The 26,122-nt window shown below is 69.5% G+C and carries 30 protein-coding genes; 19 read left to right on the top strand and 11 right to left on the bottom strand.

Going from position 1 to position 26,122, the window contains the following annotated elements:
- Window positions 1–162: 162 nt before the first annotated feature.
- From AB0F88_RS17065 to AB0F88_RS17050, 4 genes are all read left to right on the top strand, one after another.
- Complete coding sequence (locus AB0F88_RS17065; protein WP_362683995.1) at window positions 163–1,740, top strand: terminase family protein; 1,578 nt, start codon at window positions 163–165, stop codon at window positions 1,738–1,740.
- Between the two features lie 235 nt (window positions 1,741–1,975).
- A complete protein-coding gene (locus AB0F88_RS17060) occupies window positions 1,976–2,209 on the top strand; it encodes a hypothetical protein (protein WP_362683992.1) in 234 nt (77 codons plus the stop codon).
- A 160-nt stretch (window positions 2,210–2,369) separates the two neighbouring features.
- Window positions 2,370–2,498: a hypothetical protein gene (locus AB0F88_RS17055; protein WP_362683989.1), complete on the top strand. Its 129-nt coding sequence runs from the start codon at window positions 2,370–2,372 to the stop codon at window positions 2,496–2,498.
- 63 nt (window positions 2,499–2,561) lie between these two features.
- Window positions 2,562–2,759: a hypothetical protein gene (locus AB0F88_RS17050; protein ID WP_362683986.1), complete on the top strand. Its 198-nt coding sequence runs from the start codon at window positions 2,562–2,564 to the stop codon at window positions 2,757–2,759.
- Window positions 2,760–2,824: 65 nt separating this feature from the next.
- Here the strand turns inward: AB0F88_RS17050 and AB0F88_RS17045 are convergent, their stop codons facing one another.
- Window positions 2,825–3,328 carry a hypothetical protein gene (locus AB0F88_RS17045; protein WP_362683983.1) on the bottom strand — a complete coding sequence of 168 codons (504 nt, stop codon included), beginning with the start codon at window positions 3,326–3,328 and terminating at the stop codon, window positions 2,825–2,827.
- Window positions 3,329–3,524: 196 nt separating this feature from the next.
- On the opposite strand from AB0F88_RS17045, the gene AB0F88_RS17040 reads away from it, so the two are divergent.
- Both AB0F88_RS17040 and AB0F88_RS17035 read left to right on the top strand, forming a co-directional pair.
- Window positions 3,525–3,734, top strand: a complete 210-nt coding sequence (locus AB0F88_RS17040) for a recombinase family protein (RefSeq protein WP_362683980.1) — start codon at window positions 3,525–3,527, stop codon at window positions 3,732–3,734.
- Between the two features lie 114 nt (window positions 3,735–3,848).
- On the top strand, window positions 3,849–4,211 hold the full coding sequence (locus AB0F88_RS17035; RefSeq protein WP_362683977.1) for a hypothetical protein: 363 nt from the start codon (window positions 3,849–3,851) through the stop codon (window positions 4,209–4,211).
- A 129-nt stretch (window positions 4,212–4,340) separates the two neighbouring features.
- On the opposite strand, the gene AB0F88_RS17030 is transcribed toward AB0F88_RS17035, so the two are convergent.
- Window positions 4,341–5,804, bottom strand: a complete 1,464-nt coding sequence (locus tag AB0F88_RS17030) for a pentapeptide repeat-containing protein (RefSeq protein WP_362683974.1) — start codon at window positions 5,802–5,804, stop codon at window positions 4,341–4,343.
- Between the two features lie 211 nt (window positions 5,805–6,015).
- Here AB0F88_RS17030 and AB0F88_RS17025 point away from each other — a divergent pair, with 211 nt between their 5' ends.
- A complete protein-coding gene (locus AB0F88_RS17025; protein ID WP_362683971.1) occupies window positions 6,016–6,612 on the top strand; it encodes a hypothetical protein in 597 nt (198 codons plus the stop codon).
- A 16-nt stretch (window positions 6,613–6,628) separates the two neighbouring features.
- Here AB0F88_RS17025 and AB0F88_RS17020 read toward each other — a convergent pair whose 3' ends face one another.
- Window positions 6,629–6,808: a hypothetical protein gene (locus AB0F88_RS17020; protein ID WP_362683968.1), complete on the bottom strand. Its 180-nt coding sequence runs from the start codon at window positions 6,806–6,808 to the stop codon at window positions 6,629–6,631.
- Between the two features lie 411 nt (window positions 6,809–7,219).
- Between AB0F88_RS17020 and AB0F88_RS17015 the strand changes: the two genes are divergently transcribed.
- The gene (locus AB0F88_RS17015; RefSeq protein ID WP_362683965.1) at window positions 7,220–8,242 is read left to right on the top strand and encodes a tyrosine-type recombinase/integrase; all 1,023 of its coding nucleotides are present in this window, start codon (window positions 7,220–7,222) and stop codon (window positions 8,240–8,242) included.
- Window positions 8,243–8,296: 54 nt separating this feature from the next.
- Here the strand turns inward: AB0F88_RS17015 and AB0F88_RS17010 are convergent, their stop codons facing one another.
- Complete coding sequence (locus tag AB0F88_RS17010) at window positions 8,297–8,527, bottom strand: hypothetical protein (protein WP_362683962.1); 231 nt, start codon at window positions 8,525–8,527, stop codon at window positions 8,297–8,299.
- 240 nt (window positions 8,528–8,767) lie between these two features.
- Between AB0F88_RS17010 and AB0F88_RS17005 the strand changes: the two genes are divergently transcribed.
- From AB0F88_RS17005 to AB0F88_RS16965, 9 genes are all read left to right on the top strand, one after another.
- Complete coding sequence (locus AB0F88_RS17005; protein WP_362683959.1) at window positions 8,768–8,971, top strand: hypothetical protein; 204 nt, start codon at window positions 8,768–8,770, stop codon at window positions 8,969–8,971.
- Window positions 8,972–9,350: 379 nt separating this feature from the next.
- On the top strand, window positions 9,351–9,743 hold the full coding sequence (locus AB0F88_RS17000; RefSeq protein WP_362683956.1) for a hypothetical protein: 393 nt from the start codon (window positions 9,351–9,353) through the stop codon (window positions 9,741–9,743).
- 188 nt (window positions 9,744–9,931) lie between these two features.
- A complete protein-coding gene (locus AB0F88_RS16995) occupies window positions 9,932–11,161 on the top strand; it encodes an AAA family ATPase (RefSeq protein ID WP_362683953.1) in 1,230 nt (409 codons plus the stop codon).
- A gap of 13 nt (window positions 11,162–11,174) precedes the next feature.
- Window positions 11,175–12,782 carry a VWA domain-containing protein gene (locus AB0F88_RS16990; RefSeq protein ID WP_362683950.1) on the top strand — a complete coding sequence of 536 codons (1,608 nt, stop codon included), beginning with the start codon at window positions 11,175–11,177 and terminating at the stop codon, window positions 12,780–12,782.
- A 40-nt stretch (window positions 12,783–12,822) separates the two neighbouring features.
- On the top strand, window positions 12,823–13,074 hold the full coding sequence (locus AB0F88_RS16985) for a hypothetical protein (protein WP_362683947.1): 252 nt from the start codon (window positions 12,823–12,825) through the stop codon (window positions 13,072–13,074).
- 108 nt (window positions 13,075–13,182) lie between these two features.
- The gene (locus tag AB0F88_RS16980) at window positions 13,183–14,274 is read left to right on the top strand and encodes a DUF6744 family protein (RefSeq protein WP_362683944.1); all 1,092 of its coding nucleotides are present in this window, start codon (window positions 13,183–13,185) and stop codon (window positions 14,272–14,274) included.
- A gap of 273 nt (window positions 14,275–14,547) precedes the next feature.
- Window positions 14,548–14,898 carry a hypothetical protein gene (locus AB0F88_RS16975; protein ID WP_362683941.1) on the top strand — a complete coding sequence of 117 codons (351 nt, stop codon included), beginning with the start codon at window positions 14,548–14,550 and terminating at the stop codon, window positions 14,896–14,898.
- 5 nt (window positions 14,899–14,903) lie between these two features.
- On the top strand, window positions 14,904–15,524 hold the full coding sequence (locus AB0F88_RS16970; RefSeq protein WP_362683938.1) for a recombinase family protein: 621 nt from the start codon (window positions 14,904–14,906) through the stop codon (window positions 15,522–15,524).
- A 73-nt stretch (window positions 15,525–15,597) separates the two neighbouring features.
- A complete protein-coding gene (locus AB0F88_RS16965; protein WP_362683935.1) occupies window positions 15,598–15,867 on the top strand; it encodes a hypothetical protein in 270 nt (89 codons plus the stop codon).
- Window positions 15,868–15,871: 4 nt separating this feature from the next.
- Here AB0F88_RS16965 and AB0F88_RS16960 read toward each other — a convergent pair whose 3' ends face one another.
- Window positions 15,872–17,215, bottom strand: coding sequence for a hypothetical protein (locus AB0F88_RS16960; RefSeq protein ID WP_362683932.1), 1,344 nt, complete (start codon window positions 17,213–17,215; stop codon window positions 15,872–15,874).
- Between the two features lie 173 nt (window positions 17,216–17,388).
- On the opposite strand from AB0F88_RS16960, the gene AB0F88_RS16955 reads away from it, so the two are divergent.
- Window positions 17,389–18,582, top strand: coding sequence for a hypothetical protein (locus AB0F88_RS16955; protein ID WP_362683929.1), 1,194 nt, complete (start codon window positions 17,389–17,391; stop codon window positions 18,580–18,582).
- On the top strand, window positions 18,579–19,448 hold the full coding sequence (locus AB0F88_RS16950; protein ID WP_362683926.1) for a hypothetical protein: 870 nt from the start codon (window positions 18,579–18,581) through the stop codon (window positions 19,446–19,448). The genes AB0F88_RS16955 and AB0F88_RS16950 overlap by 4 nt, the downstream gene beginning before the upstream one ends.
- A 13-nt stretch (window positions 19,449–19,461) precedes the next feature.
- Here the strand turns inward: AB0F88_RS16950 and AB0F88_RS16945 are convergent, their stop codons facing one another.
- The 6 genes from AB0F88_RS16945 to AB0F88_RS16920 form a co-directional block, all read right to left on the bottom strand.
- Window positions 19,462–20,547: an MBL fold metallo-hydrolase gene (locus AB0F88_RS16945; protein WP_362683923.1), complete on the bottom strand. Its 1,086-nt coding sequence runs from the start codon at window positions 20,545–20,547 to the stop codon at window positions 19,462–19,464.
- A 101-nt stretch (window positions 20,548–20,648) separates the two neighbouring features.
- Complete coding sequence (locus AB0F88_RS16940) at window positions 20,649–21,533, bottom strand: glycosyltransferase (RefSeq protein WP_362683920.1); 885 nt, start codon at window positions 21,531–21,533, stop codon at window positions 20,649–20,651.
- Between the two features lie 162 nt (window positions 21,534–21,695).
- Window positions 21,696–22,853: a DegT/DnrJ/EryC1/StrS family aminotransferase gene (locus AB0F88_RS16935; RefSeq protein ID WP_362683917.1), complete on the bottom strand. Its 1,158-nt coding sequence runs from the start codon at window positions 22,851–22,853 to the stop codon at window positions 21,696–21,698.
- Complete coding sequence (locus AB0F88_RS16930) at window positions 22,850–23,911, bottom strand: NAD(P)-dependent oxidoreductase (protein ID WP_362683914.1); 1,062 nt, start codon at window positions 23,909–23,911, stop codon at window positions 22,850–22,852. The genes AB0F88_RS16935 and AB0F88_RS16930 overlap by 4 nt, the downstream gene beginning before the upstream one ends.
- A 93-nt stretch (window positions 23,912–24,004) precedes the next feature.
- Window positions 24,005–25,330 (bottom strand): hypothetical protein, encoded by a 1,326-nt coding sequence (locus tag AB0F88_RS16925; RefSeq protein WP_362683911.1) that lies wholly within the window; start codon window positions 25,328–25,330, stop codon window positions 24,005–24,007.
- On the bottom strand, window positions 25,317–26,090 hold the full coding sequence (locus AB0F88_RS16920) for a hypothetical protein (RefSeq protein WP_362683908.1): 774 nt from the start codon (window positions 26,088–26,090) through the stop codon (window positions 25,317–25,319). Before AB0F88_RS16920 ends, AB0F88_RS16925 begins: the two co-directional genes overlap by 14 nt.
- Between the last annotated feature and the right edge of the window lie 32 nt (window positions 26,091–26,122).

The raw sequence follows: 26,122 nt of genomic DNA, 5'->3' as shown, positions 1-26,122 counted from the left end.
CCCTTCCACAGAGGGGCGACTTGTGTCCACGGTTGGTGCCGGTCTTGCCGACGAGGTAGCTGCGGTGCTGCGCCGACGGCCGCCGCACCTGATCACACGCGGGCCGATCGCCGGTAGCCGCCGGCCGGCCCGGTGCGAAGGCGCCGAGGGCAGCGTCCGCGGTTGAGCGGCCAGGACCTCACCGACCGGCTGGGCCACCTCGACGACGTCGACCTGTATCGGCAGCTGGCCGCCGCGTCGCAGGCCACCAGAGAAGACCTGCTGCGGACCCCGGTGTCGTTGGCTCGCGGCCTGGACGACGGCTTCCGGATGCGGCCGCACCTGCGAGTGATCGGCGAGGCGTTCGTCGGTGTCGCTCGCGGCGACTACGACCGGCTGCTCATCGTGACCCCGCCCCAGGTGGGGAAGTCGACCTCTGTCGCGGAGTGGGGCCCGTTCTGGTGGCTGTGCACGTACCCGCAGGACAAGGTCGCTGTCGCCTCCTACTCCGATGACCTGGCGTTGCGCCGCGGCAAGGTGATCCGCGACCTGGTCGACGAGCACGGCCACGAGTACGGCCTGCACGTCAAGGACGGCTCGGGGGCGGCCAAGGACTGGGATCTGGCCACCGGGGGAGGGGTGCGCTCCGTCGGCGTGGGCGCGGGCCTCACCGGGTTCAGCGTGAACCTGCTGGTGGTCGACGACCCGCACAAGGACCGCGCCGACGCCGAGTCCTCACGCATGCGGCAGGCCGTCCACGACTGGTACTCCAGCACCGCGCTCAAGCGGCTGCAGCCCGACCGCAACGCCGTAGTGATCATCCTGACGAGGTGGCATCCGGACGACCTGGCCGGCCGTCGCCTCGCCGAGGAGGGCCGCCTGGAGGAAGGCGGCCGGTGGAAGGTCGTGCACCTGCCGGCGATCGCCGACCCGAAGTTCGGTATCGACCCGCTCGGCAGGCAGCCCGGAGACCCGCTGCCCCACCCGAAGATCCGCACCCGGGACCGGGCGGCGCTGCTGGCCTGGTGGCACGACATGAAACGCACGTCGATCGTGCGGGACTGGCACGCGCTCGGCCAAGGCGACCCGCAGCCGTCGGAGGGCGCCCTGGTATCGGCGGAGCTGCTGCGGCAGCTCCGCGACCGGGGGGAAGGCGTCGAACCGCAGAAGATCGCCGTCGCGGTCGACCCGTCCGGCGGCGGCCGCGACACCGCCGGCGTCGTCGGAGGGTTCCTCGGCGACGACAACCGGGTGTGGATCACCCACGACTGGTCGGGGGTCATGTCGTCGGCGGAGTGGTCGACGGCGGCGTGCCGACTGGCGCACGAGACGAACGCGGCGATCATCTACGTGGAGACCAACTACGGCGGCGACATGTGCGAGCTGGCCATCAACACCTCCTGGGAGACGTTGCAGCGCGACGGCGAGATCCCGCCGAAGAAGCTGAAGCCGATGGTGCAGACGGTCCGCGCCAAGCAGGGCAAGCTGCTACGGGCCGAACCGATCGCCCAGCAGATGATTCAGGACCGGGTGCGGCTGCGCGGCGTGTTCCCCGACCTCGAACACGAGTGGTCGCACTGGATGCCCACCGACCCGATGTCGCCTGGCCGTATCGACGCGTCGGTGTACCTGGTGTACGGCCTGCTGCCCGAAGCGGGCGGCGCCGCCGTCGTTCACGCGCCGCTCGCGCAGCGCCCCAACCCGGCCGGGCCGGGGGCGGCGATCAGTTACACGCGGAGCTTCGGGTCCGGCGGCCGGTAAACGACCGGGACGGCGCGGAGGGCGAGGCCCCGGCCCGCGGGGGTGAGGCCGTGGCCGGGCGGCATGGTGATCCTGCGGAAATTTCCCTGCTTTCAAAGATGCAATTCACGCCACCAAGATCACGGATTGCTATGATTTAGATATAACAAATTGAAAATTCCACAGGGACCATTTTCTATAAGGCACGCACTTTCGCAATCCGAATCTTCGTACCGTCAACACGAAGGAGAAAACGATGGCTCAGGAACTCGCGAACCACATCGCACGCATTCAGAGCGGCGAGGTGTTCGTCCTCAGCGAGGCCGAGATGGCACTCCTCCTTCCCTTCCTGCGGGAGGCTGCCGCCGCCAAGGGCAGGCACGCGGACAACCTGGAACTCTGTCAGCTTCTCGCCCGCATCTTCCGGCTCGGCGCCCGCCTCTACGGCGCCCCGCCCGCTACGCGCGAGCACTGCATCTGCGAGGGCTGAACACGCGAGGCGGAGCCCCGCCGGGCCCCGCCTCGCCGGTCGGCGAATCCGGCGAAAATTCCGGCATTTTCAACGCCAACCGTTGGACTATCGAATTCATAGTATCCTATGATAAAGATATAAGAAAAAGCCTTTCCTCCACCTCCGAAAGGACGTCGCCATGACCGCCACCACCACCTTCGAGATCATCGCCGAGGGCTCCACGGTCACCGTCGACATCCCCACCGCCGAGGCGGGCGGCCTCGCCGAGATCCTCCTCACCAACGGCGTCACCTTCCAGGTGGCCTAACCCGAAGGCCAAGGCCGGCTCTCCAGCACAGACCAGAAATCACCGACTCCACCGGAGGTCATCATGAGCGAGATCAGCGACTCCACCAACGTCATGGCCCGCGTCGACCAGCTCCTCGACGAGACCGGCACCACCCCCGACGAGCAGGAGTTCATCGAAAGCCTCGTGCTCGGAGGCCGCGGCGAGGCCGAGATCCTCCTGTCTCTGCTCACCAAGGCCCGCAAGTCAGGAAGGATCGCCAAGGCCCGCAGCGCCTGGTAGGCGCCGACCCGAAGCCCCGCCCCCGAGGCGGGGTTTCTGCGTGCCGACGCCTACCGGCGTCCAGCTCAAGGGAGCGGCGACGTCCACACGAAGGCCAAGCAGTCCTGATCAATCAGACCGTCCTCCTGGCCCGGCGCCGGGGTGACGCACACACGATCGAGCAGCGTGCCGATCATCGCCTGCCGGTCAGGGAAGGACGCCGACTCCCACCAGCTCGCCAACGCACCCGGCGTCACCTGCGCCAGGTCCGCGACGCCCAGCTCGCCCGCCCGCTCCAGCACGCACGGCATAGCCAGCATGGCCAGCGCCTGGCAGGCGACGTGCGTCTCGAACGGACCAGCCGCGACCCGAACAGCCCCGCAGCCGCCACGCGACGCATCGCACACGTAGTGGCGAGCCCCGGCCCGGGCCTCACCCGTCAGCGTCGTCCCGCACGCCCCGCACATCGAAAAGCCCGAGTCGAGCACGAAAAACGGGACGCCGGAGGCGGGTGGCTCCGCGCTCACCTCGGCGTCGACCAGGCGAAGACGCGGCACCTGGCCGCTCCGCGCATGACCCATCATGATCACCTCTCTTCTGGGGGATCTGTCGCATTCAGCGTAGGCAGCGCCAATCCCAGGCGACGGACGATCCGCAGAGCGGCACGACCGGATGCGGCCACGCGCACAAGACCTGAGCACGGCGCCGAGTGTCAACAATCGTCAAAACACGGCGCCGGATGCCAACAATCGTCAAACGCACCCGTTGCCGGGCTACCGTGGTCATATGGCAGCCGACACACCGACCTCCGCCGACGCGACCCCCGCCGACATCGTCCGCGAGATAACCGCCCTCGTCGAAGCAGGCCACACGCTGGAGGAGATCGCCGACACCCTCAACGAGAACGGCGCCCCGCCCCCCGCCGGGCCGGACCCATCGTGGACGCCCGCCTCGCTGCGACAGAAGCTGACCCCGCCCGCCGAACCCGGAACCTGACCCCGTTCCACCGCGAACGATCAGCTGGCGAAGCGGAACAGTAAGCCGTCTGCCCACCCCGACGGTACTTTTGGGACGTGACGGCCCGCCACTGGCCGGCAGGAGGGGGTTGTGGTGGCGTCTCACCTGATCAAGGTCGCGCCCGATCGGGACAGCTACGTGATCTGGTCGGTAACCGATGCCGGCCCCGAATGGATCGGCACCCGGGCCGAGACCGAGATCGAGCTGAAGGAACGCGGCGACTACAGCGAGGACCGGTTCGCCCGGGCCAACGAAACAGGCTCCTCGGCCCGCAGAATGCAGGGCAGCGAAGTCGTGCCCTACGGCTGGGACGACGCGTTCATCACCGTAGGCGAAGGGTTGCCCTCTGGCACCGGGCTGCGGCGGCTGCCACGTGAGGCTTTGGAGGAGTATGCGCTGGCGGCGGTCGAGGGCAGGGAAGACGACATGCTCGCGATGACGCTCCCGTACGAGTAGAGCGCCACCAGGAAAGCTCTGCTGCTTGGCAGAAGCCGACACATGGCGGATGGACTGGCGGTAGTGGGCAGCGAACTCAAGCGAGCAGAAGCCAAGCAGTCTCGCCCCAGCACGGGGCTCGCGATCACATCAGCTGAACCTCGTTGTTGCGTCTGTTACCGCTACGGCTTTGACCTGGGCTCGGGTCATCCCCTTGATGCCGGTCAGGTTCGCACCGATCAGGATCGCGCCGCCCAAGTGCGCGCGGGTCAAGTTCGCACCCGTTAGGTCTGCCTTGGTCAGATTCGCTTCGGTCAGGTCCGCGCCGGTCAGGTCCGCACGGATCAGCCCCGCATTGAGCGGTTTCGCACCCACCAGGTCTGCCTTGGTCAGATTCGCGTCGGTCAGGTCTGCGTCGGTCAGCTCCGCGCGGCGCAGGTTCGCGTTGGTCAGGTCTGTGCCGGTTAAATTCGCGCCGGTCAGGTCCGCTTCGCTCAGGTCAGCATCGCGCATGTTCATGCTTGGCAGTTGCGCGCCGGTTAGATTCGCGCCGGTCAGGTCCGCGTGGGTTAGGGTCGCGCGGGTCAGGATCGCGTCGGTAAATTTCGCGCCGGTCAGGATCGCGCCGGTCAGGTTCGCGTGATTCAGGTGCACGCGGCTCAGGTCTGCGCGGGTTAGGGTCGCGCGGGTCAGGTCCGCGTTGGTTAGTTTCGCTTCGGTCAGGGTCGCTTTAGTCAGATCCGCGTTGATCAGTTTCGCGCCGGTCAGGTCCGCGCCGGTCAGGTCTGCGCCGGTCAGGTCCGCATAGGTCAGTTTCGCTTTGGTCAGTTTCGCTTCGGTCAGGTTCGCCTTGGTCAGTTTCGCTTCGGTCAGGTTCGCGTTGGCCAGATCAGCGACGTGGAAGTCGGCGGCGATCCCGAAATCGAAACCGAATGAATCCTCGGCGTCGGGCTCCAAGCGGGCGATCACAGCGATTGCTGCGGCCACATCCACGAGAGTCTGCCCCTTGACCACCTGGGATTTCGGGGGCTGAGCATGGACCCGCACGAAGGAGATAAGGACATTGACGATGGTGGGCTTGTCGCGAATTGAGTCCACGGCGAGGCGTTCGAGCGCGTAAACGCCGCCCAGCCGGACGTCGATCGTTTTTGAGCCAAGCTGATCGACGGCTTTCGTGTAACGGTCGGTGACCTGGCCTTCGCGGGTGGCGTCCAACGTCCGGGCGGACACGTCCAACGTGCGAGCGGTGTAGACGAGACCTGCACCGGTGAAGACCAGGCCGCCGACGACGACGAGCCCGGTCGCTGCTTGCAGCAGCGTGGCCCGCGCGTTGTTGACCGCGTCGATCCGGTCCTTCACCGACAGCCGTTTGCGGTCGCGGGCGGTCAGCGAGCGAGGCTCGCCGGCCATCCGGCGGGCGACCGGCCCGAGCAGTATGGCCATTGCCGCGGCGGTCACCGCCACGGCGAGCAGCGTGCCGAGCGTCCACCGCAGCCCGTCGGGACCTGGCGCCCCGGCCGCCAGCCACACCAGGCTTGTCACGCCCACTGCGGCGGCGACTACCGCGGCGACGACTACCGTTACCGTCTTGCCCCACGTCCGATGGATTCGCACTCTCCCATTGGATCCGGGGCGCTAACGCCCGTTCAACGCTTCGCTGGCCTTGAGGCCAGAGCGTGATGTGACCGGATATCGCACGCGTGGCCTCCCGGCCCCGCTACCGTCGCCGACTGTGCAGTCACTGTCCGCATGCATACCGTTACCCGTATGGCTGCTGCGTGGGCCGCCGGCAACGGCCCCGCACGGTCAGGAAGGAACCTCCCCCGTGAAGACCCTGCCCACCGCCACCGCGGCCACCCTGATCCTGGTCTTGGCCGCGTGCTCCTCGACACCCGAGGCCGCCCCAGCGCCCACGCCACGCCCCTCCGAGACGTACGCCTGCAGGTACGAGCAGGTGCTGACCGAGCGCGGCGTGTGCGAAGGCCGCGACCGTGGCCAGTGGGCCGAGTTCGAGGCGACCCCCGAGGACCCGCGGCTGACCGACGGCACACACGAAGTAACGTGGGCCTCGCGCTCCGAGCTGCCGTGCGCCGCCGCGATCCAGCTGGCCGCCCCGTTCAAAAGCAAGATCGAGGCCGCGTTCATCGACAACGCCGGTAGTCCGAAGGCCGTGTCTCGCGCCTTGTCGGCTGTAGCCGACGAGCTCGCCACCGTCACTAAAAGCGCCGAGTGGGGTGCGGCCATGGACGACTGCCACGGGGAGCCGAACCACGCGAACGACGCCTTCGAGCTGCAGATGATGCCCCTCACTGTCTCCCTGGCCACGCTGGGCGCCGAGAACGCCTCAGCAGATGGGCTCATTGGCGTCATGACTGAGGTCCTCACCAAAATGCAGGCCGTCCTGCTGCTCAAGGCCGGGTAGGCTGGCGCGGCCAATTTCAGGTGTCGATGTCCCGCCGGGTGATGATGGCCGCGACGTCGCCGTTCTCCACGGCGCGCAGGATGGCGTCGGCCGCTGTCTCGCCGGGGGGTGTCGGTTCGGCGTCGTAGCCAGCCTCGCGCAGCTGGGCGACGAGGGCCTGCTGCTGCTCGGCCAGGGAGCGCGGCTCGGTGTCCACGAGGTACCTTCTGTCCGGATGCAGAGGCCTACAGCCTACGGACCGGCGCCGACAGGTGGCACTCGGAGGGCTCCCGCTCCCGCGCGAACTCGAAGCGGGGCGGTCCGGCCGCCAGGTGCTCACCAGCTCGCCTGCGCGGCGGATCCGCTCCTCGGTCTCGGCCTCCGGCCGGTGTTCTGAGGGCGGGCGCGCTCGAAAGAGTGGAGCCGAACCGGGCACGCAAGACAAGGGCGCGGCGAAGTCGCAGGACGGGCCGTATCGGGCGGGCCTCGTCGCGGGCCCCTATATGTAGGTGCAGTCGCGCCCTGTTATTGGTGTCGTCTTGGTACGTGAGTCGTTCGCCTGACCCTCTCTTGATACCCGCGATAAGGTGGCTTATCACGGGTACTCAAGCAGTCGGGGAGGGATGGGATGGAACTCGCCATACCCGACCAGGCGGGCACCCCACTCACGCAGCCGCAACCCACCTACACGGATGCGGACTTCACGATCTCGGACAGCACGCGTGTGCGGCTCGCCGACAGCGTCCCGGCTAACACCCGCCGCGCCTACACCCGCCAGTGGCGCGACTTCACTGCCTGGTGCGCCGCGAACGGCGGCCGGGTGCCGCTGCTAGCGACCGCGCAGACCTTCACCGACTACGTGACGTACCTCGCCGACGCCGGCTACGCCCCGGGCAGCATCGAACAGGCGATGGGCGCGATCCGCAGCTGCCACACCGCCGCCGGACATGAAGGCCAGCCGCACGGTCGCGCCGCCCTGAAGGTCCTGCGCCAGCACCGCCGCCACCTCGCCGAGAACGGGCAACGCCACCAGAAGGAGGCGCCGCCCGTCACCATTCCCGTCCTGCGCGCCATGGTCGACGCCTGCCCCCAGAACACTGTGGCTGGTATCCGCGACCGGCTCGTCCTGGTCCTCGGCCTGGCCCTCATGGGCCGCCGCTCCGAACTGGTCGCGCTCACCCGCGCCGACGTCACCCAGACTGACGACGGCCTGGAGGTGGCGTTCCGCACCAGCAAGACCGACAAGAACAGCGTCGGCGAGATCATCGCCGTCCCGCGGGGAGACTATCCGCTCACTGACCCGGTCGACGCCTGGCTGGCCTGGACCCGCCTTCTCGACGAGGCTGGCCACCACGACGGCCGCCTGCTGCGCCGCCTGTACGTCCACGACACCATCGGCCGATCCATCGGCGGCGACGCCATCAACGAGATCGTCCGCTCCTGCGCCATCCGGGCCGGCGTCCCACGCGCCCAGGAGTACACCGCGCACAGTCTCCGCGCTGGCGGCGCCACCGTCGCCTACGCCGCTCGCGTCCCCGTCTCGATCATCGCCAAGCACGGCCGCTGGTCGCCGACCTCGCCCGTGCTGCTGCGCTACATCCGCGCCGTCGACCGCTGGCGCGACAACGCCATGCGCGGCGTGGGCCTGTAATCCAGTCGCGACGGTCCCGTGGTGGCCTGCCGAGCCACCTGAGCAGCTCGTTGGCTACCAGCCCATGCCCATCACCACGAGCGTGCCGATCGGTGCAGTCACCTGCCCCCACTCAAACTCCTCAGCGACGATCCCGACCAGGCCGAGGTCTTCATAGATGTGGATCTCCTTCACGAGCACAGCCACCTCGCCAGAGGAAGGACCGGACCACAGAACGACCTCGTCGCCCTCGACAAGTTCCTCGATCTTCTTGACCGCGAACTTGGGCCTATTGATCTCCGCCATGCGACTCTTCTCCGTAATGACCTAATGCCCCTGCCGGAGGCCCTACCCGCCGGGCGCGAGACCCGGTGAGCAGGGTAACCGTCAGGACTTATGGACTTCGGGGGGAGGTGTGCGCCAGCATGGCCGCCCATACCCGGTGGCGGCACAACGCTATGCGTGGTGTCGTCCTGTGGTCAGCGCCCCTTTTGCTCGACGTCCGCCGCCCTAGCCTCATGATCCCGCACCTGACCAGGAGAACTAGTGTTGAACGACGCACCGCTTCGTTGGGCCCTGTACGCCCGCGCCGAGCTTGCCCAGCTGCGTGCCTACGTCGAGGGGGAGAGTGGTGGAGTTCTGCACGTTGAATGCTTCGACGTCGGCCAACCAGGGACCGGCAGGCAGGCGCTGCTGCGGTGCGCCCGCACCGAGTGGCTGGCCACGTTTGGGCGGGGGCTCCCGGCCTGAGTCGGAAACGGCCGTTTGGGAACAGCGGCCGTGATGGCTGTGACGACATCGCGGAGATCGTGGAGGGCCGGAAGGGCGGGGATCACGTGGCCGCTCGCCGCTGGTGAAGGCCAGCTGAATACCGTAGACGTACGGGACGTTGCCACCGCACAGCGCTGGCGGGGCGGGGCGGGCGTCGCTGGGTGCGCCGCCAGCTGATCGAGCTCGGCTTGTTCTCCATCCCCTGACGAGCAGTTGGCGGCGGGTAGTGCGGCCTGGTCTCGGCGATCCCACGCGATGGTGCGGTAGGGAGTTTTAGGGCGGAAATCAACCACCCTCATATTCATATCAGATGCATAAGATGTTATGATATTGATATATTCACTCCCGAGGAGGACGCATGAAGCTGCTCATCGCGACGACCCGCACCCAGGGCCACCGGGCCAACGACTTTCACTGCGGCGAGGAAGGTGAACTCGTTCGTCTCGCCTCCGTCTGTGCGCGGGACAGCACCCCCGAGGTCAACCCCGACGGCGGCTGTGGCTGTGCCCGATCCTTCGCGGGATTCGTCACCGCCCGGGCGACGACCACCGCCATGGTGAGCGAGGTCGTCATGACGCGCGACGAGTACATCAAGGCGATGATCGACGCGTACGGCTTCCCTGGCATCGAGGAGGAGGTCGCCGCTGAGGCGGACTACCTGATCACCCTCGCCGAGTCGCTGCCGGTCGGCGCGGTCCTCGAGGTACGTGGGGACGAGATCAACGTCCGCCCTTCGGAGGGCATCGCGTAGTGCGCCGCCAGGTGCCGCGCACGCGGCCTCGTCCGAGGCTCGGGCCTGCGTGATTCGGCTGGTGGCCTTGCCGGATGAAAACAAGCGGGCCTTTTTCTCGAATCTCGATACTATCGAATACGTAATGTCCTATGGTAAAGATATAAGCGAAAGTCAGTCAGGGCTTTCCAGACCACCCAGGAGGGGCGATGACCACCACAGCGCTACAGCCGACGCCGGGCCAGGCGGACCCGGGAGACGGCAGCGTCACGGCCGCGCGACTGCGCGCGATCGTCGACGAGCTGTCCGACCGCTACATGGAGCGATCCGCGGTGGTGCAGCCGCTGGTGGCGGCCATGCTGGCCGGCCAGCACAGCCTGCTGCTCGGCCCGCCCGGAACGGCCAAGAGCGAGCTGGCTCGCGACCTGACCAGCCGCATCACCGGCGCCCAGCTGTGGGAGATCCTGCTCAGCAAGTACAGCGATCCGAAGAAGATGTTCGGTCCGATCGACGTCGCGGCGTTGATGCAGGGCACCTACACGCAGGTGTGGGACGGCCGTGCGACGACGGCCCACATCGGATTCATCGACGAGATCTTCAAGTGTGGATCCGGCGCCCTCAACGAACTCTTGGGACTGCTGAACGAGCGTTTGTACCACCCGGAGAACGGTGGCTCCCCGATCGTCTGCCCCCTCATCAGCGCGATCACCGCCAGCAACGAGTTGCCGTCTGGTGAGGAGAGCGCCGCGGTGTACGACCGGCTGCTGGTCCGCATCCAGGTCGACTACCTGGAGGACCCGAGCAACTTCGCGAAGCTGGTCCGCTCGGCCTTCGTGTCGGCCTCGACGGCCGCGCCGACCACGGTGTCGCTGGACGACCTGCAGGCCGCCGTGCAGCGCCACGTGCCTGGCATCGGCGTCCCCGACTCCGTCGTGGACGCCCTGTGCACGCTGCGCGCCTCGCTGCGCCAGGCCGGGATCATCGTCTCCGACCGCCGCTGGCGGCAGTCGGTGCGTCTGCTGCAGGCGTGCGCCTTCCTCGACGGCCGCCCCGCCATCAACGTCAACGACCTGCAGGTGCTCACGCACGTGCTGTGGAGCTCCCCGGAGGAGCTGCCCACCGTGAAGCAGGAGGTGCTGACGATGGTCAACCCCGATGCTCGTGAGGCGCTGAAGCTGCTGGACGGCATCGTGGCGCTGGAGGCCGAGCTGGACGCGCTCAAGGGCAAGTCGCGCGAGGCGCTGGACGAGTGGGCGGTCAAGGAGGCGACGAAGAAGCTGCCCGCGGCGGGCAGGCGACTGGAGGAGATGATCGCGGAGTCGCGGGCGGCGGGCCGGTCCACGACGCAGATCGAGGAGGTCAACGCCAAGCGCCGCGCCGTGCACGGCCGGGTGCTGGTCGAGGTGCTCGGCATGGACCCCTCCATGATCAACATCTGAACGGAGACACGACATGATCAAGCGCAAGCCGTTGACCGCGCTGAAGGACCTCGCGACCAAGGCCGGGCGCTGGCTCGGCCTGACCGCCCCGCCCGCCCCGCACATCAACACCGTCAAAAACGACCGTTTCGACGAGCTGGCCTGGCGCGACACCTGGGACCAGGCGCCCGCCCTGCGGGAGCTGGCCTACGACCTGGCCGACGTGCACGACTACACCGACGACCTGCTGCGCGACGTGTGGACCACCGCCTACAAGGCGGTGCCGGAGCTGCATCCACGCCACGAAATGGACCGTTCCAGACTGCTGAACCACCAGGTGGTGGAGGCGCTGCTGAACGCCGCCGACTTCACGGCGCTGCGCGATCACACCGTCGGCGACCCCTACGCCGCGGCGATGGCCGTGCTGGCGCAGCGGGCCGCGCTGCGCTCCATGCTCGACCAGACCCGGGACGCGCAGCAGGCGGCCCAGGCCGCGGCTGACGCCCAGCAGGAAGCCGAGCACGCCGCCCGCGCCGTGCAGGCGGCGCTCGAAGCGGCCGAGCAGGCAGCTGGCGAGGACGGTCAGGTCCCCGAGGACGCCGAAGCGCAGGTGGCAGACGCGATCGCGGCTGCCGAAGCCGCCGAGCAGGCCGCCCAGCAGGCCGACCAGGCCGCCCGGTCGGCGCTCACCGACGCCGCCCCCCGCATCCACGCGGCGGCCCGTGCCGCCGCCGCCGAGGCCGAGCAGCAGGCCCGGGAGGAGGCGGAGCTGATGGCCGGGTGGGGGGTGCAGCCCGGCGACCTGCAGCGGATGAGCTTCGAGGAGCGCCAGCAGCTCGCGCAGCGGCTGGCCGGTGGCCGGCTGGCGAAGTTCGCATCGCTGATCGGCCGACTGCGGGCCATGGCCAAGGGGGAGCGCGCCCGCAGGGTGCGCGGCGCCCCCGGCGAGCTGATCGGCGTCACCATGGGAGACGACCTGTCGCGGCTCGTCCCCTCGGAGCTGGTGGCGCTGGCGGTGCCCGCGCTGCGCGCCGACTTCGCCGCCCGCCTGGCCGAGGGCCGACTGATGACGTACGAGACGCACGGCGAGGACTCGGCCGGGGCGGGCGCCATCATCGCCTGCGTCGACTGCTCCTCCTCCATGACGCAGGCCGACGGCAACGGCATCACCCGGGAGGCGTGGGCGAAGGCGCTCGCCCTGGCCCTGCTGGATCAGGCCCGCGCCTCCCGCCGGACGTTCATCGGCATCCTGTTCTCCAGCGAGACCCAGGTGCGGGTGTTCCGATTCCCCCAGGGCCGCGCCGACATCGGACAGGTGCTGGAGTTCGCCGAACACTTCTTCGCGGGCGGCACGAACTTCCAGGCCCCGCTGGACGCGGCGGCGGACGTGCTGCAGGAGCAGTACGACAGTGCCGGGGTGCGGCACGGAGACATCGTGATGATCACCGACGGTGAGTGTCGCGTGACCGGTGAGTGGATGGGGGAGTGGCGCAAGCGCAAGGCCATCTTGGACCACCGGGTGTTCGGCGTCACCGTCACCAGCAGCCCCGGCCCCGCCCTGGAGGAGCTGTGCGACTCCGTGCGCACCGTCACCGACCTGACCGACCTCGACGCCAGCGCCGACATGTTCCGCCTCATCTGACCCGCCAGTGATCAGCGCCCCATCCGTCAGGAGAACCGGTATGGCTTCCCCACCTCCCTCCGAAGGAATCGACCCGCACTCCGAGCACACCCCCGGCGTTTTGAGCATCACCACGATGACCTCCGGCGGCATGCAGGTTCACCAGTCGTGGCAGATGTGTGGCTGCACGCTGGATGACCTGCGGGAGGCGCTCGGAGCGCCTGACCACGAGCTGATGGCGACCGGCGAGCAGGCGCAGGCCGCGGGCCGTGCTATCGACGCCATCCCCGGCATCACGCACTTCATGCCGTAGGCGATCGGCAACAAACAGAAAACCACGACATATCAAAAGCATAGTAAGATATGATATTGATATAAGTAAGTGCTTTGGCTTCCACGAGCATGAGAGGCGACCACCACCATGACCAGCCAGACCCCTACCCCCACCCCCGCCGCATCCCTGGCACCCGCCACGCACCAGGCCGGCGCGAGAGAGGCTCTCGAAGGGTTCGGCGCGTACGCCGCCACGATGGAGCAGGGGGATACGCCGATCCTCGGATACCTCCTCTTCTACGCCGTCTTCGACGGCCGCGTCACCTTCGACGACCTGCACCGTTGGTTCCTGGAGCTCGGCTTGGACTCCAAGTTCTTGCCGCCACCGATCCGGCAGGTCGACGCCTACGAGCAAGTCACCGGCAAGGCCGGAGTTCGCTCCACCTACCGGCTCAGCGACACCGCCACCCCCCGGCGGCGCCGCACGCCGGGGGAGAAGGTCACCGAGGTGACCCTGATGGTCCGCCACGTCAGCCGGGACAACCTGAAGGTGACGCGCCACCTGGTCCGTGAAGTCCGCGATGAGGGACGCACCCGCCTGTCCTACAACACGAAGCTCGCGGAGATCGAGTTCTGGCGTGACCCGCTGGGCAGCGGCCGGCCCGGCGTCGGCGTCCTGCAAGTGACACCAGCCCACGACGCGATCGGCGAGCTGGGCGCAGACGAGCAGGCGAAGGTGCAGAAAATGCTGGCCGACATCGAGGACACCTACCAGCGGAAGTGCCGCTTCTACACCAGCGACCGGCTCCGCTCCGTGGTCCGCACCTACGTCGAGGCGCTGAACCCGGTGAGGGTCCGCGCCAGCGGCGGCGTGTACTTCGTCCACCGCTCCCAGGTCGGGCCCCTCGCCGCGCTGCGCGAGCTGACCCAGCGGTTCGGGGCCGGCAGTCACCTGGCCCGCGTTCCCCTCCCGGACCAGAAGGAGATGCGAGAGATGATCATCGCCGCGTTTACCACGAAAGCCCGGGAGGACCTCGACAAGCTCGCCCTCGACATCGCGGCCGCCCAGCGCGAGGGCCATTCCGAAGCCGCTGTCGCCAACCTCCTCAAGAGGTTCCGCGCCCTGCAGGACTCCACCACCGAGCACTCCACCCTGCTCAGCTCCTCCCTGGAGGAGACCAAGGCGTCGCTGCTTTTGGTCCAGGCCCAGTTCAGCAACCTGATGAACCGGGCCGGGTGAGGTAGCAACGTGCCACCGCGCAACGAACCGTCCCGCCTCCCTGGCCAGCAAGGGGGGCGGGATTTTTGTGTGGGGCGGCGAGCCGCTCAGCCCCGCCGCCACCCCCCTTCACCGACCCCTTCCCCGGCGGTGATGCTGCGTCCTGCGCAGGCTCAGAGCCTTCCACGCGGTCTTTCACCCGGCCTGCTCCGCCTGCCGGGCCCGATGGGATCGTGTGGCCGGAGAGGCGTGGAAATCCCGGACAGGTGAAGATCAACACAGGAAGATCGGAGGGTGAACGATCGACCCGCTCATGTCCCCGCCGACCAGGGCCGTGAGCCGCTGGGCGCCGGTCCGCCTGGTGCGGCGGACAGCCTGAGAGGCTCGCCCGCACCGGCCGCGCGGGTCGAGATCAGCTTCGGGCTCGGCGGGCCCTACGTCGCGTTCACCCTGCCGGAGATCACGCTGGTCCGCGCCGACACCGGAACGTGGACAGCCACCGCCGAGGACAACGGCCGCACCTTCCGCGGAGTCAGCGACGGTCAGGCCGGGGCTATGATCGCCCTCCTCGGGGACCGCGCCGCAGGCTGCTGCGCCGGTCGCGTCGGCCGAGAACACCACACCGAAGACCACGAAAGAGGGTGAAGGTCATGACGGGGCAAGCAACAGGGTCCGTGGTGCCGCGCTGGGTGCTGTACGGGCGGGCCGCCACCCACAACCACGTGGCGGCGCAGATGTCGGGCCTGCGCGACTACGCGCGCCAAGCCGGCGGCACGGTGGTGGCCGAATGCTCCGACGTGGGCGCGGTCGGTCCGGGCCGGGAGGCGCTCGAAGCGCTGGTGGCCGCAGGCGTCGTCGACCGGGTTCTCATCGTTGACCGTCCGCGGCTGGGCCGCGACTCCGATGACCTGGCGCAGCTGACCAACCTGTTCGCCCGGGCGTCCAAGGAGCTGGTGGTGCTGGAGGACCTCCAACCGGACGCGGCGATTCCGTACGAGCAGGCGGCGCAGATCCGGGCGGTGTCCGGTGACCCGCTCGCCGTGGGCGGCGCGCTCCTGGCCGGCGAGGAAGCGCCGCTGTGGTGGCACGACGGCGGGCTGTCGCTGCTGAGGATGCAGATGCAGGCCGCGCAGGCGCACCTGGCCGACGTGGAGGGCGACAGCCCGCCCGGATTCGGCGTGTCGCCCGCACTGGCCCAGGCGCGGGCCGACGTCGCCCGCGCCGAGGAGGTGTTCGCGGCCAGGCTGCTGCAGCTGAAAGACGAGCAGTAGATCCGCGCCCACCGGGTGGCAGGCCACAGCGAGCCTCACGCCTCGATCAGATGTTCGAGTTACGCTGTGCGGTATGGACGAGGTCGAGCCTCTGCGGATGCCGCCGATGGTGCTGCACAAGGGGCAGGAGCTGGCGTTCCTGCTGCGCTGGCGCAAAACAGTCGGGGACGCGGTCATCTGGTGGGGGGAACTGGCGATCCCGGACACGCGCGAGGTGCCCGGCACCGACCCGGCCTACATGGTGACGCACCGGTGGGTGGAATCCTCCGACATCGTGACGCTGCCCGGCGTGGACTACGACGTCGTGCCGCACCCCGGACGGCCCGCCCGCCGGAACCGTTAGAACCTCAGCTGGGCGAAGACAACCCGTCCAGGCAGGCACGAAACTCCTGCACCTGCGCCTCCTCGGCGGGCAGCCGCTGGGCGAAGGCGTTGAGCTGGTCGACGACGCGGCTGGACTCGACGTCGGTGACGAGGTCGACAGCGCGGCGCGCGGTCTCCAAGGCGCCGTCCACGTCGTGCTGGCCGAGCTGCGCGTCGGCGATGGCGGTCAGGCCGAGCACAGTGTCACGGGTGTAGTCGATGCCGCGCTCCGCCATGCCGTCTTCGAGGAGGCGCACCGCGATGTCGGGGCGGCCGAGCTCTACGAAGCCCGCGCCAACCTCGATCGTGTGGGACGGCTGGCGCATCCAGTAGATCCACGGCGGGTCGTCGTCCGGGTCGCGGCGCCCCCAGTGGTCGTCGGCGCGAAACAACACCTCGACGGCTTGGCGGGCCTCACCGACGACGGCATGGGCACGGACCTGCCACGCGTCGAGCATGGCATGCACCGTGCGGGGCGCCCCGGAGCCGATGCGTTCGCGGGCGGTGTGCAGCAGGTTGATCGCGGCGCGGCCGTCTCCGGCATAGGTGTGCTGCATCGCCATGAGCGACAGGATGTAGGCGCCGGTCAAGGTGTCGCCTCCGGCGGCGGAGGTGCGCAGCCCGGCGTGCCAGTACCGTGCCGCGGCGGCGTGCCTGTGGCTGTCGAAGGCGCACCAGCCGGCGAAGCGCAGCAGCTCGCCAGCCGCGCCGTACAGGCGCCGTTCGACCGCTGATCGGTAGCGGCCACCGTGCAGCAGCCGGGAGATCAGCTGCAGGTTGGCCTGGGCGAGGTGCAGGCAGTAGTCGCCGCCGACGAGATCGTCCAGGTGCCACAGCCGGTGAATGGCATCCTCAACCCAGGTCACCACCTCGGCGTCGACGGTGCCGCCGCCACCAGCGTGCATGATCTTTCCTGTGGGGATGGTGGCCCAGGCCCCGGCCAGTTCAGCGGTTTCGTTCCCCGACAGCAGAAGGAATCCTCGCCGGTCGCCGTCCGCGCTCATGCACCCCGCCATGATCTGTTTCGCCGTCTCAGGTGTCCACGCCTGGTCCAGTGGTTCGGTCCCGTCGGCCGTCAGCAACCACGACGGCCACCCGAGATTCAACACCGTCTGAGCGTCGACCCCCACTTCTTCGGCGATGGCGAGTTGCGCGGCGAGTTCGGGAACGACCTGGTGGTGCTCCCACCGGTAGACCTTCTGGCGGTGGGTGGCCATGTTCAGGCCTGACCGGCGTTGCACCAGCTCAGCGACGTCGGCGAGAGTCCATCCGCGCTGCGCCCGCAGGTACGTCAGAGGGTGACGAATCAGAAACTGATCGCTGCTCATGCCATGTCCCTTGGCGGCTGGGGGATTACAGCGAGACTACGGCGAGGCCCTGTCGCCCACCTCCGACACCCGCTTGTCTGAGATCAGACCGTGACGAGGTGGGTGCGAGAGGTGACAGGAGTTCCGGTGTAGCCGTTGCCTGCTCCTTGCGCCCTTCAGGGAAGGAGCTTTTCGTGACGAAACCGCAGACCAGCGGCGCGCTCGCCTTCGCGGCCGAACCCAGCGGGGATCTCGGTGAAGGCTCCCAGAACACGGCTGGGCCGGAACGTCCGCCGCAGACCGTGGACTCCGCCCCGGAGCAGGCGGTGGACCTGGTGCTCGACCCGTGGCGGCTGCGGGTCGTCGGTGTTCCGTCCCTGGTGGCGGCGGTGAGCACGGTGATGGTGCCGCCGTGCACGGTGAGCGACGCCGGCCCCAGCGTGAACTGGACGATCCGCGTCGACCGCGACGAGCTCGACCAGCGGCCGGAGGACGTTAACGCGCTGCTCGCCGACCGGCCCATGCTGGCCTCCCCGCACGGCGGGCCCCGCCTGGCCGTGGCCGGCACCGGAAACGGGCTGCTGCGCCTGCTGGGCCTGTACCGGCCGGGAAGCGCAGCGGCACTGCTGGAAGTCGACCGGGTCCAACGCCTCACCCGCGTCTCCGTCCCCTACGACGACTCGTCGCGGCGCTGGCCCGATTGGCTGGCCCGGCTGTTCTTCTCCTCCCGGATGCTGGACGGCGGGTGGCGGATGCTGCACGCCTCCGCGGTGACCGTGAACGGTACGGCGGTGCTGTTCGTGGCGGGCAGCCGGGGCGGCAAGTCCACGCTCGCGCACCGCGCCTGCGACGAGCTGGGCGCCCGGTTCATGGCCGACGACCTGGTGATGATCGGCATGGGTGGGATCGTCGCCGGGTGGCCGACCCGGGTCGGCGTCCCCGAGGAGCTGGCCGCCTCCTCCGGCGGGGTGGAGCAGGAACGCAGGGTGGGCGGCGTACTCCGGCGCCGGGTGTTGTTCACCGCCGGCGAGCACCGGGCCATCGTCGACTGGGCGCCCCCGGCCCAGCTGGGCGCCGTCGTGCACGTGGTCCCCGCCCCTGAGGAGGAAACCTCCCAGCCGTTGCGCGCCGTCGCCCTGGACCCAGCGGAAGCGGAGGCGGTGCTGGCGGGCGCAGCCAGTGTCCCCGGACGGCGGCTGTACTCCACCGACCTGCTCGGGGTGACCGGAGGCCCGCCCCCCGGCCAGATCACCTGGCCTACGCCGAGCTGGGCGGACATGCTGGCCGACGTGCCCGCCGTCCGGCTGACGGTGCCCCACCTGCGGGATCTGCCGCACGCCCCGGTGTGGGAGACGCTGGCCGAGCTGCTGCAGGTGGCGGCCCAGTGAACGCGGGTATCGTGCCGCGGCGGCTGGTGGTCGTGCCCAGCGCCGGACGCACCCTGGCTGTCGCCGCCAGCGACGACGTCATCGCGGCGTGGCCGCACATCGCACCGCACGTGCCCGGCGCCTCCGCTGAGCTGCTGCACCCCGGCGAGCATCTGGCGGGCCGCGGCGTCGCTGTCCCGGACGCCCCGCCGGACGCCCGCCGGGTGATCAACGCGCATCTGCATGTGCTGCACCTGGCCGCCGGCACCTTGTGTGTGCACGCCGTCGCGATGCACCGGCCCGGCCAGGGCGCGGTGCTGCTCCTCGGTGGCCACGGCGCGGGCAAGACCCTGGCCGGGCTCGCGCTCGCGGCCCGCGGCTGGCAGTGGCTGGCCGGTGATGTGACCCTGCTCGACGTCGCCGCCGACGGCGGCCCTTTCGTACGAGGCGGCACCACCGCGATCCTCGGCCGACGCGGCGCGGTCCGCCGCTGGTTTCCCGACCTGAGCCTGCCCGAAGCCGGGCCGGCCATCGTCGATCTACGTCGGCGCGACATGGCGGCCGCCGGGCCGACCCGGGTGCCGGTGGCGGCGGCGGTGCTCGTCTCCCTCGACACCGACCCTTCCGCGAAGGGCGGCGCGCTCGAGCGCGTGGACCGGCACACGGCGGCCACAGCGTGGCTGCACAGCAGCGGACACCTGCTCGACCGCCTCCTCGACGCCGGAGAACAGCCGCTGCGGCTGCTGGAAGACGAGCACGCCCAGCGGCAGCGCATCCGGTACGTGCACGCCCTCACCGGCTCGACCGGCTGCTACGCGGTGCGTGGCACCCCGCACGACATCGCCCACCAGGTCGAGCAGCTGGCCGAAGATCGGTGGACGCGATGACGAGGCGGCCCGCTCACAGGCGCGCCTGGTCCCGGAGGTAGTCGGCGACGGCGGACGCCGCGTCGCTGCCCAGAACGACTCCGTAGTCGATGACCTTCGTGTCGGTCAGGACCAGGCGCAGGCCGCTGGCGGAGGGCAGCACCCGCGTGGGGTGGTTGCTTCGGTCGAGCTGCCGTTGCAGCAACACCGCCTGGGCGATGCGGTAGTCGGTGGCGGAGTAGGCGATGTCGTAGTGCTGAATGAGCACGTGACGAGGATGCAGGGTCGCGGCGATGACGGGCACATCCCGCGTTTCCAGATGGCATGCCTCGGCCCGGCCCGGCACCTGGTCGATGTTGGAGGCGTCCGCGTGGGCGATCACCATGGTCGGCGTCGGGCAGATCGCCGCCACGTGCCCCAGCAACGCTTCGGTGAGGTTGGTGTCGGAGGTGTACCAGATGTGCCCGACGCTGCTCTCGTAGATCAGGCCGATCGCGCTACGGCTACGCCCGGCCTCCTCGGTGTGCACCGCCGGCACCGCATGGAGGGTCACATCGCCGACCGTGATCGACGCCCTGCCGGGGCCTTCCGTCTCGGGATGCGCGAGCGTGACCAGCTCAGCCAGCCCGCCCTCGCCCGCGTGATACGGGGAGAACGCGGCGAACCTCGCCGCAGCCGTCGGGTTGGCCAGCAGCAGTTTGCGGCCGCCAGGGGAGTAGCTGACCATCCCTTCCAAGCAGGGGATCACGTCGGCGTAATGGTCGGGATGCAGGTGGGTGACGGCGATGGCGTCCAGCTCCGACCAGGAGAACAGGCCCTGCTCGATCAGCTGCAGCAGCATGCTCAGCGCGGCCGGGCCGGGGTCGACGAGCACGGTGGTGGTCGCGGTACGGATCAGGTGGCCGCCGGCGCCACCGGCGAGCATCCCGTACCGGCACCCCAGCGCTCCCAGCAGCAGCACCTCGCAGGTGCCGGACGCCGTCGACCGGGCCGGAGGCTGTGGTCTGACGCGCGCGGGGTGGTGCAGGGCGATGTCGACTGTATCGGCTGCCGCCAGGATCGCGATCAGCTCTTCGTCACGGGCCGTGTACAGGTGCGTGAAGTCGGGTGTGCTGCTCATGGGTCTCCTGGCGTCTTTGGGCTCTGGGGCAGGCCCTGACGGTGGTGGTACCCGCCGCAGGTCTCAGGCGACGCATCGCCGCGGGGGCGCCGCGCGGACGTTCAGACGATCGGGGGGCGGCCGGCGCGGGCCAGGCGCAGCACGGTGGTCCAGGACATCGGCTGCCGCTGCCCGTGCCCGCCCTTGAGTCCTTCCCACAGGCCGGCGCCCCAGACGGCGAGGTTCGTCCGCGACCGGATCCGGGCGAGGCTGAGCAGCGTCCACACCGTCAGGTAGATGGGGATGAGGAGGACGGGCAGGCGCCGGTAGGCGAGCCAGACGCGGTTGCGGGCGACGAGCCGGTAGTAGCTGGCGTGCCGGGCGGGGTCGGTGGCGGGGTGGTGGATGACGATGCCGGGCGCGTACCAGCCGGTGCGACCCAGGTCCCACAGCCGCCACGACAGGTCGATGCCTTCGTGGAAGAGGAAGAAGTGGCCGGGCCAGCCGCCGGCCTGTTCGTAGTCGGCGCGGCGTACGAGGACGACCCCTTCGGCCATGACGGTGATGATGCCGGGCCGGGTGGCGTCGCCGGCGCGTAGCCGAGGCACCCAGCGGCGCAGGGTGACACCGGTGTCGGGGTCGGCGATGCGCGGCTGGATGTAGGCGGCGTCGGGGTGGGATCGGGCTTCGGCGACGAGCCGGGCCAGGATGTCGGGGGTGGGCAGGACGGCGTCGTTGTCGAGGAAGAACACGAACTCGCCGCCCGGGTCGCCCAGGGCGTCGGCGCCGACGTTGCGGCCTTCGGGGATGCCCACGTTGACGGGCAGGGCGACGGCGTGAGCGTCGGCGGGCACGTGGTCGGGTTCGACGCCGTTGCCTACGATGACCACCCGCAGTTCGACGTCCTGCTGGGCGAGGAGCGATGCCAGCGCCCGCCGGCACTCGGCGGGGCGGTCGTTCATCGTGAGGACCACCACATCAACGACGGTGGTCTGCGGGCTGTTCATCACGTCTCCCGGACGATGCAGCGCTCTGCGCGACCTGTTGAGGGATGGGCGAGGCAGTGGTTCTTCTCCGGTTCACCCTAGCGTCGCCGTGTTTTAACGTCAGCCACATGCGCATCGGGTGTGGCGCCCGCCTGCGAGCTGCGCGGGCGGGCGCCTGCCCGGTCAGCGCTCCCAGAGGGCGTGAAGGGCGGCGATGACCCGGTCCACGTCCTGGGACGTCATGGCGGGGTAGCAGGGCAGGGACAGCTGCCGCGCCGCGACGGTTTCGGTGACGATCAGCGGGCGGGTGGCGGTGCCGCGGTAGAGCTGCAGGGTGTGGACGGGGGTGAAGTGCTTGCTGGTCGCGATCCCGTGGTCGGCCAGCAGGTGGTGGGCGGTTTCGTCGCGGGTGAGCGGCGCGCTGTCCGCGTCGATGAAGATCGAGTAGAGGAACCAGCCGGGCTCTACCCCGGGCAGGACGGTCGGCGTCGCCAGGCCCGGCAGGCCGGTCAGGGCCCGGGTGTAGGTGTCGGCGATCTCGGCGCGGCGAGCGGTGAAGGCGGGCAGTTTGCGGAACTGCTGGACGCCGAGGGCTGCGGTGACGTCGGACATCACGTACTTCAGGCCGGGGACGACCACCTCGTAGTCGGCGGTGCTGCGGGTGCCGTGCCGCTGCCACACCGACGAGTCGATGCCGTGCCGTCCCAGCAGGCGAGCATGCTGGACGAGCCGGCTCAGGCCGACCAGCATGCCGCCCTCCCCGGTGGTCATCACCTTGTTGGGGTAGAAGCTGAAGACCGCCAGGTCGCCGACACTGCCGGCGCGTTGTCCGTCGCGGCTGGCGTGCAGGGCGTGGGCGGCGTCCTCGATCAGCAGGAGTCCGTGATCGTCGGCCAGCTTGCGGAACGCGCGCAGGTCGCACGGGTGCCCGCCGTAGTGCATGACCACGATCGCTTTCGTGCGGTCGGTGATGGCGGCTTCGGCTGCCTGCGGGTCGATGTTGAACGTGGCCCGTTCCACGTCGACGAACACGGGGCGGGCCCCGACCTGCAGGAGCGCGTTCGGAGCGGCGCAGAAGGTGAGACTCGGGGTGATCACCTCGTCGCCGTCGCCGATACCGGCGGCGAGGAAGGCGAGGTGGAGGGCTGCGGTGCACGACGACACCGCGAAGGCGTCCTCGACGCCGAGCGCGTCCCGCACCTCCCGCTCGAACAGGGTCGCTTTGGGGCCGTGGGTCAGCCACCCCGAACGGAGAGTGTCGATGACTTCGGCGATCTCCTCGTCGCCGATCGACGGGCGGTTCCACGGCAGCAGCAGCGGCGCTTCAACGGGCGGGATCATCGTGCGCTCCATTCGGCGGTCGCGTACTCGCCGTACATGTGTTCGCATTCGGCGGACCGCAGGGCGCCGATGTGCCCGGCTTCGCGGGACGCCACCAGGCCCTTGAAGTTGTCGTACTCGGGCAGGTCGGGGTCGCCCACCTCCTTGGTGGCCACCGCTTCGGCGACCTCGTTGACGCCCTCACGCAGCTGGGTGCCGCATACGCCGGGGAACGCGGCCGCGAGCCGGGCGAAGGACGTGCGGTAGTCGCGGGCGTCTGCCTCGTCGCGTTCGGGGCCGCGGTCGATGCGTGAGCCGGGCACCGCCGCTTCGATGGTTTCGGCGATCTCGGCGATGGTGAAGTTCTCGCGGTCGGAGCCGACGTTGAAGGTTCGCTGCCCGGCGGGGGTGTCGAGCGTGGCGGCGAGCACCTGGGCGACGTCGGCGACATGCACCAGGGGGCGCCGCTGCGAGCCGCCGTTGAGCGGGATACGGCCGGTCGTGACGGCTTGGGCGGTCATGCGGTTGACGACCGAGTCCAGGCGCTGACGCGGGGAGCGCCCGTACGCGGTCGCCAGCCGCAGCACCGTCAGGTCGGCGCGGCCCTCCAGCAGGGAGGCCAGCCGCTGTTCGGCCAGGACCTTGGTGCGGGCGTAGATGCCCAGCGGGTTCGGGGCGGTGTCTTCGTCGACGGTGCCTTCACGGCTGCCGTAGACGCTGCAGGAAGAGAAGAACACGTAGTGGGGGACACCGACAGCGGCGGCGATCTTCGCGGCGATGACGGGGGAGGCGTAGTTGAGTTCGACGGCGAGCCGCTCATCGACGGCGCACGCCGGTTCGCCGACCAGGCCGCCGAGATGCACGACCGCGTCGGCGTCGGTCATCGCGTGGCGCAACGCCGAAGGGTCACGCAGGTCGGCGTTGACGAAGGCCGAGACGGTGGGCATCAGGCGGTGCGGGTGGTCGTCGCGGTGGTAGATCAGGCCGTCGACCACGGTGACGTGGTGGCCGAGACCTGTCAGGTATGGGGTGGCGACGGTGCCGAGGTAGCCGGCGCCGCCGAGCAGGACGATACGCAACGGAAATCCTTCCCGATGGGGTGGGTGAAGTCGTGCAGGTGCGGGCGGCCGCCGGTGGGGCGGCGGCCCGGCGTGAAGGGGCGGCGGCGCTGGTCAGCCGCCGCGAGGAAACGCGGCCCTGCCCAGAGCGGTGCTGCGCAGGTCGGTGAGACGAGGCACGAAGATCACGTCGAGTTGCTGCACCGGGTGGAGTAGACCCCGCTCACAGGTCTCGGCTTCCCACACCGTGCAGCTGGCCACCGCCGGCGACGCCGGATTGACGCCGATCTCCCCTTTGGGCAGCGTGCCGTTGAACGGGGTGGGGATCTTGTGGGTGTTCCAGTAGTCGTACACCTCCAGGGCTTTGGCCTGCTCGAACAGGGGAAACAGCTGCGGGTAGCGCTGGAGGCGTCGCATCTCCCGGAAGAGGAGCTGACCGAGCAGGCCAGGTGCGGCCGCCGCGAGCGTGTCGAAGTCGCAGCCTTGGAAGGTGACGGAGGCCGCGTCCTGGGACGGGGCAAGGGCCAGGCAGGCGAACAGGTGCGGCAGGCGACGCCGGACGTAGCTGGCCGCGCCCGGCGCCAAACCGGATTCGACCTGCCCGACAAGATGCACCAGTTGGTCATGGTTTGGGCCGAAGAGCGCCAGGTCGAACAGGCGGCCCATGCTGGCCACAGCGGAGAACGCCAGCTGCTTGTACAGGCGGTTGTTCATCTCCCCGGACGCCTCGGCGTACGCCTTGGTCTGGGGGGCTGTCGAGTGCAGCATCAGATACTCCGACAGCACCTCGAAGTACAGGTAACCCAAGAACGGCAGGTCCTGCACGGCGGCGGCGAGACGGTCGATGAATTCGGCGTCCGGGGTGGAGCTGCCGCAGGCGGTGGCCAGCACCACGTCGAGGAACCCGGCCGCCGCACGGACCCGTTTCACCGCTGTCCGGCGCAGCTGGGCGTCCTCGGCGTCGGTGAGGAAGGCGCGGTGGTTGAGGTAGGTGCGCAGGTGGATGCCGCCCAGCCGCAGATAGTCGAGCCCCTTGGCGGGCACTGGCCCATCAGGGGTGATCTCGATGACCATGGTCCGGGTGTCGTGTTTCGTCTCCAGCAGGTAGGCGCCCAGATTGTGGGGGCGTAAACCGCCGGATTCCTGGGTGAGCGGGGCGCAGTACAGCGCCCCCACCAGGCAGCCGGCCGACGCGTACAGCTGCCCGCTGGAGCGGATCGCGTCCAGCGCCGTGGTGACGTGCATCAGGTGGATCGGCTGCCCGCTGGTCAGCGTCTCCAGCATCGCGTTCCTGCGCAGCAGCCAGCCGTTGGGGGTGTCGAGGTGGAGGCTACGCCAGTCGGCTTCGCTGTCGGCGAGTCCAGCCGGGCTGGGCCGCGCGGCCGGGCCGGTGTAGTCGGTGTAGTCGGTGTGGGCGTAGTCCCATTCAGCGTCGCGCATGGCGGTTCTGCCGTCCGTTGCTGAGGGTGTACAGGGCGTGAGTGAGTGCTTCGCGGTGGGTGGCGCCGTCGAGCCGGGCCTGTTCGCTTCCGGCCATCAGGTCGAAGGCGATCGGCGGCAGCCAGCCGGGGAGGGCGATCCGCAGGTGTGAGGGGTCGGGCCACCAGCGTTGGAGCGGCAGCCGGTAGCGGTCCAGGCAGTCGGCGGCCTTCAGCAGGTCGACGAGCAGAGGGTCCTGCTGGTAGGCGCGGGTGTCGGCCAACGTGAAGGCGCTGTAGGGAATGTTGTGCAGGCCGATGGCGGTGGCCGCCCACGCCACGGCGTGGGCGGGCACATGGTGGCCGAACGCGGCCATCACGGTGCTGCTGTTGCGGGTGAACCAGTCGGCGGCCCGCTTGCCGTGCTCGGGGTCGTCGCGGTCGTCGCGGCGTCGGCAGTCGTGCACCGCGGCGGCCGTGCACAAGGCCGCGGTGTCGTCGCGGCTCAGGCCGTGCTCATGGGCGAGCAGCGACGCGAGGACACAGACGCGGGCACCGTGGCGGATGCCGTGGATGGAGTCGGTGAGCAGCGGGTCCGCGAACCAGACGACCTCCGGCATCAGCAGAAGCGGCCTGTGCGGCAGGGCAGGGGCGGCTCCCACGATGGGCCGGCGCCGGATGAGCCAGGTAAGGGTGTCCTGGTCCATGATCTGGTGGTCTGGCAGGAGGCGCTTTTCGGCGAGTTCCCTGAGCGATGCGCTGTTCGGCGCCTGCGAGGTCATGGTCCTCTCCTGAAAGTCCGTGATGGTCGAGC

Origin of the sequence: Streptosporangium sp. NPDC023963 (genome assembly GCF_040639135.1) — a bacterium.
Classification (GTDB): domain Bacteria; phylum Actinomycetota; class Actinomycetes; order Streptosporangiales; family Streptosporangiaceae; genus Streptosporangium.
This window is presented reverse-complemented; position numbering and strand designations above follow the sequence as displayed.

Coding starts and splice junctions, on each gene's coding strand:
- AB0F88_RS17060 (WP_362683992.1), top strand. CDS start 1,976: ATGGCTCAGGAACTCGCGAACCACATCGCACGCATTCAGAGCGGCGAG.
- AB0F88_RS17055 (WP_362683989.1), top strand. CDS start 2,370: ATGACCGCCACCACCACCTTCGAGATCATCGCCGAGGGCTCCACGGTC.
- AB0F88_RS17050 (WP_362683986.1), top strand. CDS start 2,562: ATGAGCGAGATCAGCGACTCCACCAACGTCATGGCCCGCGTCGACCAG.
- AB0F88_RS17040 (WP_362683980.1), top strand. CDS start 3,525: ATGGCAGCCGACACACCGACCTCCGCCGACGCGACCCCCGCCGACATC.
- AB0F88_RS17015 (WP_362683965.1), top strand. CDS start 7,220: ATGGAACTCGCCATACCCGACCAGGCGGGCACCCCACTCACGCAGCCG.
- AB0F88_RS17010 (WP_362683962.1), bottom strand. CDS start 8,527: ATGGCGGAGATCAATAGGCCCAAGTTCGCGGTCAAGAAGATCGAGGAA.
- AB0F88_RS17000 (WP_362683956.1), top strand. CDS start 9,351: ATGAAGCTGCTCATCGCGACGACCCGCACCCAGGGCCACCGGGCCAAC.
- AB0F88_RS16995 (WP_362683953.1), top strand. CDS start 9,932: ATGACCACCACAGCGCTACAGCCGACGCCGGGCCAGGCGGACCCGGGA.
- AB0F88_RS16990 (WP_362683950.1), top strand. CDS start 11,175: ATGATCAAGCGCAAGCCGTTGACCGCGCTGAAGGACCTCGCGACCAAG.
- AB0F88_RS16985 (WP_362683947.1), top strand. CDS start 12,823: ATGGCTTCCCCACCTCCCTCCGAAGGAATCGACCCGCACTCCGAGCAC.
- AB0F88_RS16980 (WP_362683944.1), top strand. CDS start 13,183: ATGACCAGCCAGACCCCTACCCCCACCCCCGCCGCATCCCTGGCACCC.
- AB0F88_RS16970 (WP_362683938.1), top strand. CDS start 14,904: ATGACGGGGCAAGCAACAGGGTCCGTGGTGCCGCGCTGGGTGCTGTAC.
- AB0F88_RS16965 (WP_362683935.1), top strand. CDS start 15,598: ATGGACGAGGTCGAGCCTCTGCGGATGCCGCCGATGGTGCTGCACAAG.
- AB0F88_RS16960 (WP_362683932.1), bottom strand. CDS start 17,215: ATGAGCAGCGATCAGTTTCTGATTCGTCACCCTCTGACGTACCTGCGG.
- AB0F88_RS16945 (WP_362683923.1), bottom strand. CDS start 20,547: ATGAGCAGCACACCCGACTTCACGCACCTGTACACGGCCCGTGACGAA.
- AB0F88_RS16940 (WP_362683920.1), bottom strand. CDS start 21,533: ATGAACAGCCCGCAGACCACCGTCGTTGATGTGGTGGTCCTCACGATG.
- AB0F88_RS16935 (WP_362683917.1), bottom strand. CDS start 22,853: ATGATCCCGCCCGTTGAAGCGCCGCTGCTGCTGCCGTGGAACCGCCCG.
- AB0F88_RS16925 (WP_362683911.1), bottom strand. CDS start 25,330: ATGCGCGACGCTGAATGGGACTACGCCCACACCGACTACACCGACTAC.
- AB0F88_RS16920 (WP_362683908.1), bottom strand. CDS start 26,090: ATGACCTCGCAGGCGCCGAACAGCGCATCGCTCAGGGAACTCGCCGAA.